This is a genomic window from Nocardiopsis sp. TNDT3 (assembly GCF_003427465.1).
GTDB classification, from domain to species: domain Bacteria; phylum Actinomycetota; class Actinomycetes; order Streptosporangiales; family Streptosporangiaceae; genus Nocardiopsis; species Nocardiopsis dassonvillei.
On record NZ_QPFC01001042.1, the window covers coordinates 1 to 13,218 of the forward strand.

Here is a 13,218-nt window from a genome sequence, read left to right on the forward strand (position 1 = left end):
GACGCGCACGGACGCGCACCACCGTAACGGATCGAAGGTCACTCTCGGGTGCCGGGGCGGTCAACGCCCCGACACGGATCCCCCCGCGCGGGCCTCCCGGCGCGCGGCGCCCGCGGGATCACCGCTGCGCGGTGCCGCCCTCGGCCACGGTGGTGTTGCGCCCGTGGTTGATCACCTCGGGCTCGCCGGAGGCGAAGGAGATCCTGTTGTCCACGCCGACCAGCACGATCTTGTCCGCCGAGCCCACGTCGACGGTGGACCCGCGACCGGTGGCGCGCACCAGCCCGCAGTCTCCGTGCAGCACGACGACGGCGTCGTCCGCGGTGACCACGACCTCGCGCTCCCCGCAGTCCTCGCTCACCTCGGCGCCGTCGTCGACGACGATGAGCACGTCCTCGGTGCTGACGTTGTGCTTGGGCATGTCGGGCTCGCCCCCGTCGGAGGCGCCCTCGGTGCCCGGGGCGCCGTTGGGCGGCTCGACGTCCTCGTGCCCGAAGGCCAGACCACAGCCGGGAAGGAGGCCGGTGATCAGCAGGCCGCCACCCGCGGCCACGAGAAGCCGAACTCTCATGTTCTCCCCCACAACCGGATAACCGGCAATTGCGACATACGGCTTGCGCGAAGCCAAGAGTATGTCACGCGGAGGTAACTGTGCGACCTCACCGTTCTCAAAAAGTTTCTGTTTCGAGATGTGAGTGCCGCCCCGATCCCGGTGTTCCCAGAGCTGGAAACGTTAATCCACAGGCACTCGCGTCACTTCACCCCGGCCGCGTCCATGCCGCGGAGCTCACGTTTGAGTTCGCCGATCTCGTCGCGCAACCGGGCCGCCAGCTCGAACTGGAGGTCGGTGGCCGCCTGGTGCATCTGCTCGCTCAGCTGCTCGATGAGCCCGGCCAGCTCCGCGCGCGGCATGGCGGACACGTCCGCCGAACGCTCGCCCAGCGCGGGCACCGGCGCCCGGCCGCCCCTGCCCCCCGAACTGCGGTACCCGGTGGCCATGAGCTCCTCGGTGTCCACGTCCTCGCGGTTGAGCGTGTCCAGGATGTCGGCGATCTGCTTGCGCAGCGGCGTGGGGTCGATCCCGTGCTCGGCGTTGTAGGCCAGCTGCTTGTCCCGGCGCCGGTTGGTCTCGTCGATGGCCGCCCGCATGGAGTCGGTGACGTTGTCGGCGTACATGTGCACCTGGCCCGCGACGTTGCGCGCCGCGCGCCCGATCGTCTGGATCAGCGAGGTCTCCGAGCGCAGGAAGCCCTCCTTGTCCGCGTCCAGGATCGCCACCAGCGACACCTCGGGCAGGTCCAGGCCCTCGCGCAGCAGGTTGATGCCCACCAGCACGTCGAACTCGCCCACCCGCAGCTCGCGCAGCAGCTCCACGCGGCGCAGCGTGTCCACCTCGCTGTGCAGGTAGCGCACCCGGATGCCGAGTTCGGTGAAGTAGTCGGTGAGGTCCTCGGACATCTTCTTGGTGAGCGTGGTGACCAGTACCCGCTCGTCGCGCTCGGCGCGCACCCGGATCTCGTGGACCAGGTCGTCGATCTGCCCGTCGGTCGGCTTGACCAGCACCTCGGGGTCCACCAGCCCGGTGGGACGGATGACCTGCTCGACCACCTCCCCGCCGCCCTGGCGCAGCTCGTAACGGCCCGGCGTCGCCGACAGGTAGACGCTCTGCCCGATGCGCTCGGTGAACTCCTCCCACTTCAGCGGCCGGTTGTCCAGCGCCGAGGGGAGCCGGAACCCGTGCTCGACCAGGGTGCGCTTGCGCGCGGCGTCGCCCTCGTACATCGCGCCGATCTGCGGGACGGTCACGTGGGACTCGTCCAGCACCAGCAGGAAGTCCTCGGGGAAGTAGTCCAGGAGCGTGTTGGGCGGGCTGCCCGGCTCACGGCCGTCGAAGTGCCGGGAGTAGTTCTCGATGCCCGAGCAGGTGCCCAGCTGGCGCATCATCTCCAGGTCGTGGGTGGTGCGCATGCGCAGGCGCTGCGCCTCCAGCAGCTTGCCCTGGGCCTCCAGCTCGGCCAGCCGCTCGCCCAGTTCCGCCTCGATGGTGGCGATCGCCCGCTCGGTGCGCTCCTCGCCGGCCACGTAGTGCGAGGCGGGGAAGATGAACATCTCCCGGCTCTCGCCCAGCACCTCGCCGGTGAGCGGGTGCAGGGTCAGCAGGCGCTCGACCTCGTCACCGAACATCTCGATGCGGATCGCCAGCTCCTCGTAGACCGGGATGATCTCGATGGTGTCGCCCCGCACCCGGAACGTGCCTCGCGTGAACGCGGTGTCGTTGCGGGAGTACTGCATCTCCACCAGGCGGCGCAGCAGGTCGTCGCGGTCGACCTCCATGCCCACCGCCAGCTGCGCCATCCGGTCCACGTACTCCTGCGGGGTGCCCAGACCGTAGATGCACGAGACCGAGGCGACCACGATCGTGTCCCGGCGCGTGAGCAGCGAGTTGGTGGCCGAGTGGCGCAGCCGCTCGACCTCGTCGTTGATGGAGGAGTCCTTCTCGATGAAGGTGTCGCTCTGCGGGACGTAGGCCTCGGGCTGGTAGTAGTCGTAGTACGACACGAAGTACTCGACGGCGTTGTTGGGCAGCATCTGGCGCAGCTCGTTGGCGAACTGCGCCGCCAGGGTCTTGTTGGGCTGCATCACCAGGGTGGGCCGCTGGAGCTGCTCCACCGTCCACGCCACGGTCGCCGTCTTGCCGGTGCCGGTCGCGCCGAGCAGCACCGTGTGCGGCTCCCCGTCCCGCACCCTCCTGCTGATCTCGGCGATCGCGCCCGGCTGGTCCCCCGCCGGGGTCATCTCCGAGATCACCTCGAAGGGCGCCTCGCTGCGTTTGATGTCGCTGACCGGTCGCACGTCGCCTCTTCTCCCGTCGAAGGCGGGCCGCCCCCGCTGCCCGCGTGTCCCTCACCCCTAACGCTACAGAGCCCCTAGGACATCCCTTCCCGGCCGAGGGCGCGGAGTTACCATCGAGACCAGCGCTCTGCGTCCGAAGCGAGGTGGCAGCCGTGTCACACCCCTCCAGACCGACCTTCGACCCGGGCCTCCCCCCACGCGCGGTCGCGCGTATGAAGGCCCATCCCGAGAGACTGCTCCCGGCCGCGGCCCGTCCTCGGCGCGTGCCCACCTGGCGCCAGGGCGCCGCGGTCACGGCCGCGGGGTGCACCACCCTGGCCGCCGTCGCCCTGCTCTCCCCGGCCGCGGTAGCCGTCCTGGTGGCGCTGCTCTGTCTGGGGACGACCGCGGCCGTCCTCGGCCTGGCCTCGCTCAGGGGCTCCTTCACCGACGACTGGGCCGACCTGGTCATGCACGCCTTCTGGGCCCTGCCCGCCTCCACCGTGGGCGTCCTGGGCGCCCGGATGCTGCTCGACCAGGCGCTCGGGCCGGTCGGCGCCGCCGTCCCCGGCGACCCCGCGACCGCCGCCCTCTACCTGGCCGCCGCCGCGGGCGGCGCCGGGGCCATCCTGCGGCCCGGCATGGTAGCCCGCCTGGCCTCGGAGTACGCCGACCGGTACGTGCTGCCCCAGGACTTCGGCCGCACCCACGGCTACGCCTCCCGCACCGAGGAGCCCGAGGCCCACCTGTTCGCCGCACTCCAGCAGGCCACCGACCGGGTGGAGGAGGGCGTGCGGGTGCTCGGCGACTCCTTCGACGCCGCCCAGACCCTGCCGCTGCTGCGCGAGGAGGAGTGGAAGCTGGCCCAGGAGCTGCTGAGGCTGCGCTCCCTGCGCAGGGAACTGCTGGTGCGCAGGCGCGAGGCCGTGTCCGAACAGGTCACCCGGGCCCTGCAACCGCAGGAGGAGGCGGTGGCCCGCGCCACCGAGGCGCTCGACGGACGGGTCGGGGTGCTGACCGGTTACGGCGACCGGGTGCACGCGGCGGTGACCGCGCACCGCGAGTGGGAGCAGTGCCAGGAGATCGCCGACCGCGCCGGGGACTACGCCGACCTGGCCCTGTTCTCCGCGCAGGAGCGGGTGCGCCCCCAGGAGATCGACGACAGCCTCCTCAGTGTGGAGGCCGCGCACTCGGTCCGCGAGGAGCTGGTGCGCGAGGCCGTGGCCGCCGGGTCGTCCCTGTCCGAGGTCCTGCACCGCGACCGCGGACGGGAGTGACGGGCGATGCGGCGCCAGGCCGACGGGACCGCGTCGCAGGCGGCCCCGGGCCGATCCGCCGACGCGCGGGCCGGGCGGCGCGGGGACCCGCCGGGCAGGCCGTGGAGGTGGTCGGGGGTGGACGCCGCCGGTCCTCCGGCGGGGTCGGCGAGGGCGCGTTACCGGGCGCGTTCGAGGAGTTCGCGCCAGAGTCCGGCCACCCGCTCCGTCAGCTCCTCGCGGGTGCCGGAGTTGTCCACCACCAGGTCGGCGGCGGCCAGGCGGGTGTCCCGGTCGGCCTGCGCGCGGATGCGGGCCTCCACCTGCTCGCGCGGCATGCCGCGGTTGGCCGTGACCCGCTCCACCCGCACCGCGTCGGGGGCGTCCACCACGACCACCAGGTCGTAGAGCGGTCCCAGGCCGTTCTCCACCAGCAGCGGGACGTCGTAGACCACCACCTCCACGCCGGAGGCCACGGCCTCCTCCATGAGCTGGGCGCTGCGCTCGCCCACCAGGGGGTGCACGATGGCGTTGAGCCTGGTCAGGCTGGCCTCGTCGGCGAAGACGATCTCCCCGAGCCGGGGCCGGTCCAGCCGACCGTCGGGGGTGAGCACCCGATCGCCGAACTCGGCGACGACGGCCTCCAGGCCCGGTGTGCCGGGTTCGACGACCTCCCGGGCGATGGCGTCGGCATCGACCACGGTGGCGCCGTAGGCGGCCAGTTCGGCCGCGACCGCGCTCTTGCCCGAGCCGATCCCGCCGGTGAGTCCCACTGTGAGCATGTGGGAAACCCTAGACGGCCGCCCGCGTCCGCGTCATGGCGCCCCCGCCTACCGCGCGGCCCGGGCGGCGCCGTCCGCGCGCGCTCCGGCCGGGGTGAGCTCCTTGCGCATGTGCACCATGACCAGGTGCTCGGCGACGCGCTCGCGGGAGGTCTCGGCGTACCCCAGGCCGCGGTAGAGGCGCTGCTGACCGGTGTCCTGGGCCCCCGCGGACAGGGTGAGCGCGGCCAGGTCGGGGTGCCGCTCGCGCAGGCGGCCCTCCAGGTCGGCGAGCAGCGCCCGCGCGATCCCCCGGCGGCGCAGGTCGGGCACGACCGCCAGGCGGGAGACCACCGCGCTGGTGCCCATCACCCGCGCCCGCACCGAGCCGACCAGGCGGGTTCCGGCGACCGCCTTGAGCATGAGGGTGTCCTCCTGCCCCAGAAGTCTCTCCACCCTCTCCAGGCTCTCAGTGAGGGCCAGCACGAACGGGTCGCCGAAGGCCTGGGCCTCGTCGACGAACGCCGCGCGCTGGAGGGTGAAGACCTCGCCCGCGTCGGCGGGGGCGGCCGGGTGGATGTCGAACACGTCTCCTCCTGAGGGCCCCTACGTCGGGGGCACGCCACGAGCCTAGCCCCCGGCACCGCCGGCGCCGCGAAACCCGGCCGGGGCCGGGCACGGCGAAGGGCCGCCCCCTCCGGAGAGGGGACGGCCCGAACAGCTTCTCAGCGTGTCCTCGGAGGCTGTTTAGGCCTCGCCACCCGCGAGCTTCTCGCGCAGGGCGGCCAGGGCCTCGTCGGAGGCCAGGGCGCCGCTGGAGGACTCCGAGCCGGACGAGCTGCTGCTCTGTCCGCCACCGGTGTAGTCGTCCTCCTCCGCCGGGGCAGGAGCGTTGGCGGCGTCGGCCTCGGCCGCGCGCGCCTCCTCGACCTGCTTGCGGTGCGCCTCGAACCGGGCCTGGGCCTCGGCGTAGCTGCGCTCCCACTCGTCGCGCTGGGCCTCGAAGCCCTCGAGCCACTCGCCGCTGTCCGCGTCGAAGCCCTCGGGGTACTTGTAGTTGCCCTGCTCGTCGTACTCCGCGGCCATGCCGTAGAGGGTGGGGTCGAAGTCCACCTGGTCCGGCGAGACGCTCTCGTTGGCCTGCTTCAGCGAGAGGCTGATGCGGCGGCGGTCGAGGTCGATGTCGATGATCTTGACGAAGATCTCGGTGCCGACCTGGACGACCTGCTCGGGCACCTCGACGTGGCGCTCGGCCAGCTCGGAGATGTGGACCAGGCCCTCGATGCCCTCCTCGACGCGCACGAACGCACCGAACGGAACCAGCTTGGTGACCTTGCCGGGGACGACCTGGCCGATCTGGTGGGTCCGGGCGAACTGCTGCCACGGGTCTTCCTGGGTCGCCTTGAGCGACAGGGAGACGCGCTCGCGCTCCATGTCCACGTCGAGAACCTCGACGGTGACCTCCTGGCCGACCTCGACGACCTCGCTCGGGTGGTCGATGTGCTTCCAGGACAGCTCGGAGACGTGCACCAGACCGTCGACGCCGCCCAGGTCCACGAACGCACCGAAGTTGACGATCGAGGAGACCACACCCTTGCGGATCTGGCCCTTCTGGAGGGTGTTGAGGAAGGTCTGGCGGACCTCGGACTGGGTCTGCTCCAGCCAGGCGCGGCGGGACAGGACCACGTTGTTGCGGTTCTTGTCCAGCTCGATGATCTTCGCCTCGAGCTCGCGGCCGACGTAGGGCTGCAGGTCGCGCACACGGCGCATCTCGACCAGGGAGGCGGGCAGGAAGCCGCGCAGACCGATGTCGAGGATGAGGCCGCCCTTGACGACCTCGATGACGGTGCCGGTGACGACGCCGTCCTCCTCCTTGATCTTCTCGATCGTGCCCCAGGCGCGCTCGTACTGGGCGCGCTTCTTGGACAGGATCAGGCGGCCTTCCTTGTCCTCCTTCTGGAGGACGAGGGCCTCGACCTGGTCACCGACGGCAACGACCTCGCCGGGGTCGACGTCGTGCTTGATCGAGAGTTCCCGTGAGGGAATCACACCCTCGGTCTTGTAGCCGATGTCGAGCAAGACCTCGTCTCGATCGACCTTCACGATGGTGCCCTCGACAATGTCACCGTCGTTGAAGTACTTGATGGTCTCGTCGATCGCCGCGAGGAAGGCTTCCTCGGACCCGATGTCGTTGACCGCTACCTGGGGTGTCGAGGTGGCCTCGGTGCTGCTCGTCATGTGTGGGTGGACTCCGGATACGGACAGATTCAGAAAGATGGTCACATCGCGGGTTCGAACCCGTCGATCCGTCGTCCGAGGAGCGGAGCCGAGGCGGCGATGAACCGCCTGGACACCAATCGCCAGGTGCAGGGTGTCGACCGGAGCGGCGCGGTCGCGCCGACCCTCACCGGAGACAGCGGACGCACGCAGGAACCCACAACGCTCCCGCCAGAATATGAGACAAGGGCGTCCTGGTCAATCGGAACCCAGGGCAGCCAACCCGGCGTAGGTCGCAATGGCGGCAATTTACCCGAGCATGGCGGTCAAGATCAACTGGGGGGTAGACCCACGTCCGAACGGGGGTTTCGTCCCCGTGGGACGGTCGCGCCGGCGGTCGGGGGCACCGGAGCGAACCCCGGAGGAAAAAGTGCGAAGGGCCGGTTACGGTCAGTCCGTGGGAGGTTTGGAGCGTGACCGTTTGATGGCGCTCCGTTGCTTCTTGGCGTCCAGGCGGCGCTGCTTGGCCCTGCGGCTCGGACGGGTCGCGCGGCGCTCGCGGGCGGGCGGCGCGATCGCCTCCTCCAGCAGGGCGGCCATCCGCTCCCGGGCCTCGGCCCGGTTGCGCGCCTGCGAGCGGTGGGTCTGCACCGTGACCGTGAGCACGTCCCCGACCAGGCGCCCCCGGAGCCGCTCCAGCGCGCGCTGGCGCCGCGTGCCGCCGAGGCCGGGGCAGGCCGCCACGTCCAACGACAGCGACACCCGGGTGTCGGAGGTGTTGACGTGCTGGCCGCCGGGCCCCGAGGAGCGTGAGAAGCGCCACGTGAGGGCGTCGGCGGGGACGGTGACCGGACCCGCGCTCAGCCCCTCGTCGGCCGTGCTCCGTGTCGTCACCGTCCCCCACCCTTCCGTCGTGCGCGGGCCGCGCGCGGCCCCTGTTCAGTGCGCGGCGTCGTGCCAGTTCTGGCCGCTGCCGACCGAGACGGCCAGCGGCACACGCAGATCATAGGCGGAGCTCATCTCGCGCGCCACGATGTTTTCGACCTCCGCGCGCTCGCCGGGAGCGACCTCCACCACGAGTTCGTCGTGCACCTGGAGCAGGACCCGCGAGGTGAGCCCGCCCCCGGTGAGGGCCGCGTCCACCCGGAGCATGGCCACCTTGATGATGTCGGCGGCCGACCCCTGGATCGGCGCGTTGAGCGCCATCCGCTCGGCCATCTCCCGGCGCTGGCGGTTGTCGCTGGTCAGGTCGGGCAGGTAGCGGCGCCGCCCCAGGATGGTCTCGGTGTAGCCGACCCGGCGGGCCTCCTCGACCACGGCGTTGAGGTAGTCGCGCACCCCGCCGAACTCGGCGAAGTAGTCCTCCATGAGGCGCTTGGACTCCTCCGGCGTGATCCCCAGCTGCTGGGAGAGGCCGTAGGCGCTCAGCCCGTAGGCCAGGCCGTAGCTCATGGCCTTGATCCTGGACCGCGCCTCGCCGTCCACCTGCTCGACCTCGACGTCGAAGATCTGCGCGGCCATCTGCGCGTGGAAGTCGTAGCCGCTGTTGAAGGCGTCGATCAGCGCCTGCTCGCCCGACAGGTGCGCCATGATGCGCAGCTCGATCTGGCTGTAGTCGGCGGTGAGCAGCTCCTCGTAGCCCTCCCCCACGACGAACGCGCGGCGGATGCGCCGCCCCACGTCGGTGCGCACGGGGATGTTCTGGAGGTTGGGGTCGGTGGAGCTCAGGCGCCCGGTCGCCGCCACCGTCTGGTTGAAGGTGGTGTGGATGCGGCCGTCGTCGGCGACGGTCTTGATCAGCCCCTCGACCGTGGTGCGCAGCTTGGTCTGGTCGCGGTGGTGGAGAAGGACCGCGGGCAGCTCGTTGTCGGTCTGGGAGGCCAGCCACGCCAGCGCGTCGGCGTCGGTGGTGTAGCCCGTCTTGATCTTCTTGGTCCTGGGCAGGCCCAGGTCCTCGAACAGCACCTGCTGGAGCTGCTTGGGCGAGCCGAGGTTGAACTCGCGGCCCACGATCTCGTGCGCGCGCTCCACCGCGACCCGGCCCGCCGCGGCGAACTCGCCCTGGAGCTCCTCCAGGTAGGGGCGGTCGGCGGCGATCCCCGCGCGTTCCAGGCGCGCCAGCACGTCCACCAGCGGCAGCTCGACCTCGTGCAGCAGGTGGGTGCCGCCGCGCTTGTCGAGTTCGGCGGAGAGCACCCCGGCCAGGTCGCGGGTGGCGCTCGCGCGCACGGCCAGCAGGTGCTGGCGGCCCGAGCCCGCCCCGTCCTCGCCGCCCAGGTCCAGGGTGAGCTGGTCGCCGGAGGAGTCCTCCTCCAGCTCCCGGCCCAGGTACTTGCGGCACAGGTCGGCCAGGTCGAAGCGGCGCTGTCCCGGCTGGACCAGGTAGGCGGCCAGGGCGGTGTCGCTGACCACCCCGCCCAGCTCCCACCCGTGCGCGCCCAGGGCCAGCAGGGCGCCCTTGTACTCGTGCACGGCCTTGGGGCGGCGGGGGTCGGCCAGGAAGTCCGCCAGCGCCTCGGTGTCGGCGGGGTCCAGGGCGGTGGGGTCGACGAACACGGCGTCGCCGGAGGGCACGCTGATCGCCAGCGCGTCCACCCGGCCGGTGCCCTGTCCCCAGGCGCCGTCCAGGGCCAGTCCGGCGGGGGCGGTGGGCGTGAGGGTGTCGGAGGCCGCGTCGTCGGGGGCGGCGTGCGCGGCCAGCCAGGGGGCCAGCTCGCCGGTCCCGGCCACGGTCAGTTCGACGCGGAAGCCCTCGACCGCCTCGGTCCCCGTCTCCCCGGAGCCGTCCTCGGGCAGGCGGACGACGGCGTAGAGGCGCTCGCGCAGGTTGGAGGCGAACTCCAGGTTGTCGAAGAGCGCGTCGATCCCGGTGCGGTCGGCCTCGCCCAGGGCCAGGGCGGTGACCTCCGCGTCCAGCTCCACGTCCGTGGCCAGCCGGTTGAGCCGCTGGTTGCGCAGGACGTCGTCCAGGTGGTCGCGGAAGCTCTGCCCCGCCTTGCCGGTGAGCTCGTCGGCGTGGGCGACCAGCTCGTCCAGGGACCCGTACTTGGTGATCCACTTGGCGGCGGTCTTGGGGCCCACGCCCGGCACGCCGGGCAGGTTGTCGGCCTTCTCCCCCACCAGCGCGGCCAGGTCGCGGTAGCGCTCGGGGGTGACCCCGTACTTGTCCTCGACCGCCGCGGGGTCCATCCGCCGCAGGTCCGACAGGCTCTTGCCCGGGTACAGGACCGTGCAGGAGTCGGTGACCAGCTGGAAGGCGTCGCGGTCGCCGGAGGCGATGAGCACCTCCATCCCGGCCTCGCCGCCCTGGTGGGCCAGGGTGGCGATGACGTCGTCGGCCTCGAACCCCGGGGCGGACAGGTTGGCGACGCCGATCAGCCGCATCAGGTCCTGGGTGAGCGGCACCTGGGAGGGGAACTCCGGCGGGGTGTCGGAGCGGCCGTCCTTGTACTCGGCGTACTCCTCGTGCCGGAAGGTGGGGCCGGACAGGTCCCAGGCCACCGCGACGTGGGTGGGCTCCTCGTCGCGCAGCAGCTTGACCAGCATCGACGCGAAGCCGTACACGGCGTTGGTCGACTGCCCGGTACTCGTGCCGAACTTGTCCACCGGGAGCGCGAAGAACGCGCGGAAGGCCATCGAGTGGCCGTCCAGGAGGAGGAGCCGGGGGCGCCTGCCGCCGTCGCCGCTCCGGGTTGTCTGGTCGGGGGTCTCTCGCTTGGTCACCACAGGTGAATCCTAGGATGCGACGGAGACACTTCGCGGCCATACCGCGAGGGCAGTGACACGACGGCGTGGACTCCGCCCCGGTCCGGCGCGGCCCGGGCCCGGCCGCGGCGGGGCCCCGAGGAGGCGGAGGGCACATGACGACGGACTCCGAGGCGATGCGGCGGATGCTCGGCACGGGCGCGCTCGCGGGCGGCCTGGGCGAGCGCATGGGCATCGAGGTGACGGAGGCGTCCGCCGAGCGCGTGGTGGGCCGGATGCCGGTGGAGGGCAACGTCCAGCCGTTCGGGCTGCTGCACGGCGGCGCGTCGTGCGTGCTGGCCGAGACCCTGGGGTCGATCGGCGCCACGGCCCACGCCTCCCGGTTCGGCAAGGTCGCGGTCGGTATCGAGATCAACGCCACGCACCACCGCTCGGCCACCGAGGGGCACGTGACCGGTGTGGCCACGCCCGTGCACCTGGGCCGGACGCTGGCCACGTGGGACATCACCATCACCGACGACGGGGGCCGGAAGGTGTGCACCTCCCGGCTCACGTGCATGCTGCGCGAACTGCCGGGGGCGTAGTAGCGGGTCCGGCCTCCGGGGAGCGCTCCGGCGCGTCCGCGGTCGTGTCCCGGAGCCGCTGACGGCGGTTCCGGGGCGGGCACTGCGGGCGGGTCCCTCAGGGGTGGCCGTCCCTTCTGCTCGGCGTATAGCGGTCAAGGGTTTTCTCGTTTTAAGGAAGGACCGCTTCACACCCGCGTGTAGTACGCCTGCGGCTTTCCTCCGGCCCGGCCGCCGCCCTTGACGGCCGGGCCGCGTCATGCCTGATCACCGCGACACTTCGCTACCCCCCGAGCACGGAAAGCTGTGATCTGTACAGAGACGAAACGCCGGATGTCAATGATGACTACAGAGCCATAACAGCCTGACGGCGAGTCGGCACCAACGCCCCTTCCGTCCTTTCCGCGCCAGAACTTTCATGATTAAGCTCCGCTAACGCTCCTGATTAAGTCATGCCACACATCACGGACATTCAGGACGCGCATGCTCATGGCACGGCTGCCCCGCGCAGCACGTGCTTCGCCGGTTGAACGGAGTGACCACGATCATGGCTAGCAAGAAGGTCCTAGGCCTCACTGCCGCAACCGCGGCCCTCGTCCTCGGCCTGACCGCGTGTGGCAGCGACGGGGGAGAGGGAGGCGGCGGCGGTGAGGGCGGTGAAGAGTTCACCTACGGCATCCTCTACCCGCAGACCGGCAACCTCGCCTTCCTCGGCCCGCCCCAGATCACGGCCGCCGAGTACGCGATCTCCGAGATCAACGCCGCGGGCGGCATCCTCGGCACCGAGGTCCCCGCCATCGTCGAGGGCGACGAGGCGGGCGACAACGCCCAGGCCAACGAGGCCGCCAACAACCTCGTCTCCGACCAGGTGAACGCCGTCATCGGCGCCGCGGCCTCCGGCATGACCCAGGCGACCTACGACACCATCACCGGTGCCGAGATCGTCCAGTGCTCGGGCTCCAACACCGCCGCCGAGCTGAGCGAGATCGAGGACAACGGCTACTACTTCCGCACCGCGCCGAGCGACCTGCTCTCCGCGGTCGTGATGGCCCGCACGATGGTCGAGAACGGCAACCAGAACATCGCCATCGTCGCGCGCGCCGACGACTACGGCGGCGGCTACGCGGGCGCCCTCCAGACGGAGCTGGAGAACCTGGGCGCCCAGGTCGTGGTCAACGAGACCTACGACCCGCTGGCCACCACCTTCGACTCGGTCGTCAACAGCGTCACCACCGAGGAGCCGGACGCCGTCGCGCTCATCGCCTTCGAGGAGGGCGCGCAGGTCATCGCCCAGCTCCTGGAGGGCGGCACCGAGGGCGAGCAGCTCTACGTCACCGACGGCCTCAACGACCCGAACCTGGGCGAGACCGTCAGCGCCGACAGCCCCGAGAGCGTCACCGGCATCACCGGTATCGCCCCGAGCGCGGACAACCCCGAGTTCACCGAGGGCCTGACCAGCTTCAACGAGGAGCTGGAGGTCTTCCAGTTCGCCCCGCAGGTCTACGACTGCGTCACCGTGATCGCCCTGGCCGCCGAGGCCGCGGGCAGCGTGAACCCGTCCGAGTACGTCGCCGAGCTGCCCAACGTCAGCCGTCCCGAGGGCACCGAGTGCGGCACCTTCGAGGAGTGCCGCGACCTGCTGGCCGACGGTGAGGAGATCAACTACCAGGGCGTCAGCGGCAACATCGACTTCAACGACAACGGCGACCCGACCGCCGCCACCTTCGAGATCTTCCACTACGGGGAGGACGGCCACGAGATCCTGGCCTACGAGGAGCACTCCCTGGAGGAGTAGCGGCAACGGCTCGTGGCGGCCCCGCCGCACACGGCCCGGTCCCTGACGACACACGCGAAGCGGCGCCCCGGGAGCGGGTTCTCCCGGGG

Annotated in this window: 10 protein-coding genes; 3 read left to right on the top strand and 7 right to left on the bottom strand. The window is 71.3% G+C overall.

Annotated elements, in window-relative coordinates; all coding sequences use genetic code 11:
- Nucleotides 1-118 precede the first annotated feature (118 nt).
- Nucleotides 119-571, bottom strand: a complete 453-nt coding sequence (locus DQW06_RS23510) for a DUF3060 domain-containing protein (protein ID WP_013152017.1) — start codon at nucleotides 569-571, stop codon at nucleotides 119-121.
- Nucleotides 572-753: 182 nt separating this feature from the next.
- Nucleotides 754-2,853, bottom strand: a complete 2,100-nt coding sequence (gene uvrB, locus DQW06_RS23515) for an excinuclease ABC subunit UvrB (RefSeq protein ID WP_013152016.1) — start codon at nucleotides 2,851-2,853, stop codon at nucleotides 754-756.
- 263 nt (nucleotides 2,854-3,116) lie between these two features.
- On the opposite strand from uvrB, the gene DQW06_RS23520 reads away from it, so the two are divergent.
- On the top strand, nucleotides 3,117-4,109 hold the full coding sequence (locus DQW06_RS23520) for a hypothetical protein (protein ID WP_232051640.1): 993 nt from the start codon (nucleotides 3,117-3,119) through the stop codon (nucleotides 4,107-4,109).
- Between the two features lie 158 nt (nucleotides 4,110-4,267).
- On the opposite strand, the gene coaE is transcribed toward DQW06_RS23520, so the two are convergent.
- From coaE to polA, 5 genes are all read right to left on the bottom strand, one after another.
- Complete coding sequence (coaE, locus tag DQW06_RS23525; RefSeq protein ID WP_013152014.1) at nucleotides 4,268-4,870, bottom strand: dephospho-CoA kinase; 603 nt, start codon at nucleotides 4,868-4,870, stop codon at nucleotides 4,268-4,270.
- A gap of 48 nt (nucleotides 4,871-4,918) precedes the next feature.
- Nucleotides 4,919-5,437, bottom strand: a complete 519-nt coding sequence (locus DQW06_RS23530; protein WP_013152013.1) for a GNAT family N-acetyltransferase — start codon at nucleotides 5,435-5,437, stop codon at nucleotides 4,919-4,921.
- 159 nt (nucleotides 5,438-5,596) lie between these two features.
- On the bottom strand, nucleotides 5,597-7,087 hold the full coding sequence (gene rpsA, locus DQW06_RS23535; protein WP_013152012.1) for a 30S ribosomal protein S1: 1,491 nt from the start codon (nucleotides 7,085-7,087) through the stop codon (nucleotides 5,597-5,599).
- A 429-nt stretch (nucleotides 7,088-7,516) separates the two neighbouring features.
- Entirely contained in the window at nucleotides 7,517-7,960 is a 444-nt protein-coding gene (arfB, locus tag DQW06_RS23540) for an alternative ribosome rescue aminoacyl-tRNA hydrolase ArfB (protein WP_019610210.1), read from the bottom strand.
- A gap of 45 nt (nucleotides 7,961-8,005) precedes the next feature.
- Nucleotides 8,006-10,792, bottom strand: a complete 2,787-nt coding sequence (polA, locus tag DQW06_RS23545; protein WP_071621637.1) for a DNA polymerase I — start codon at nucleotides 10,790-10,792, stop codon at nucleotides 8,006-8,008.
- A gap of 134 nt (nucleotides 10,793-10,926) precedes the next feature.
- Here polA and DQW06_RS23550 point away from each other — a divergent pair, with 134 nt between their 5' ends.
- On the top strand, nucleotides 10,927-11,355 hold the full coding sequence (locus DQW06_RS23550; protein ID WP_013152009.1) for a hotdog fold thioesterase: 429 nt from the start codon (nucleotides 10,927-10,929) through the stop codon (nucleotides 11,353-11,355).
- Between the two features lie 526 nt (nucleotides 11,356-11,881).
- On the top strand, nucleotides 11,882-13,129 hold the full coding sequence (locus tag DQW06_RS23555) for an ABC transporter substrate-binding protein (protein ID WP_013152008.1): 1,248 nt from the start codon (nucleotides 11,882-11,884) through the stop codon (nucleotides 13,127-13,129).
- Nucleotides 13,130-13,218 lie beyond the last annotated feature (89 nt).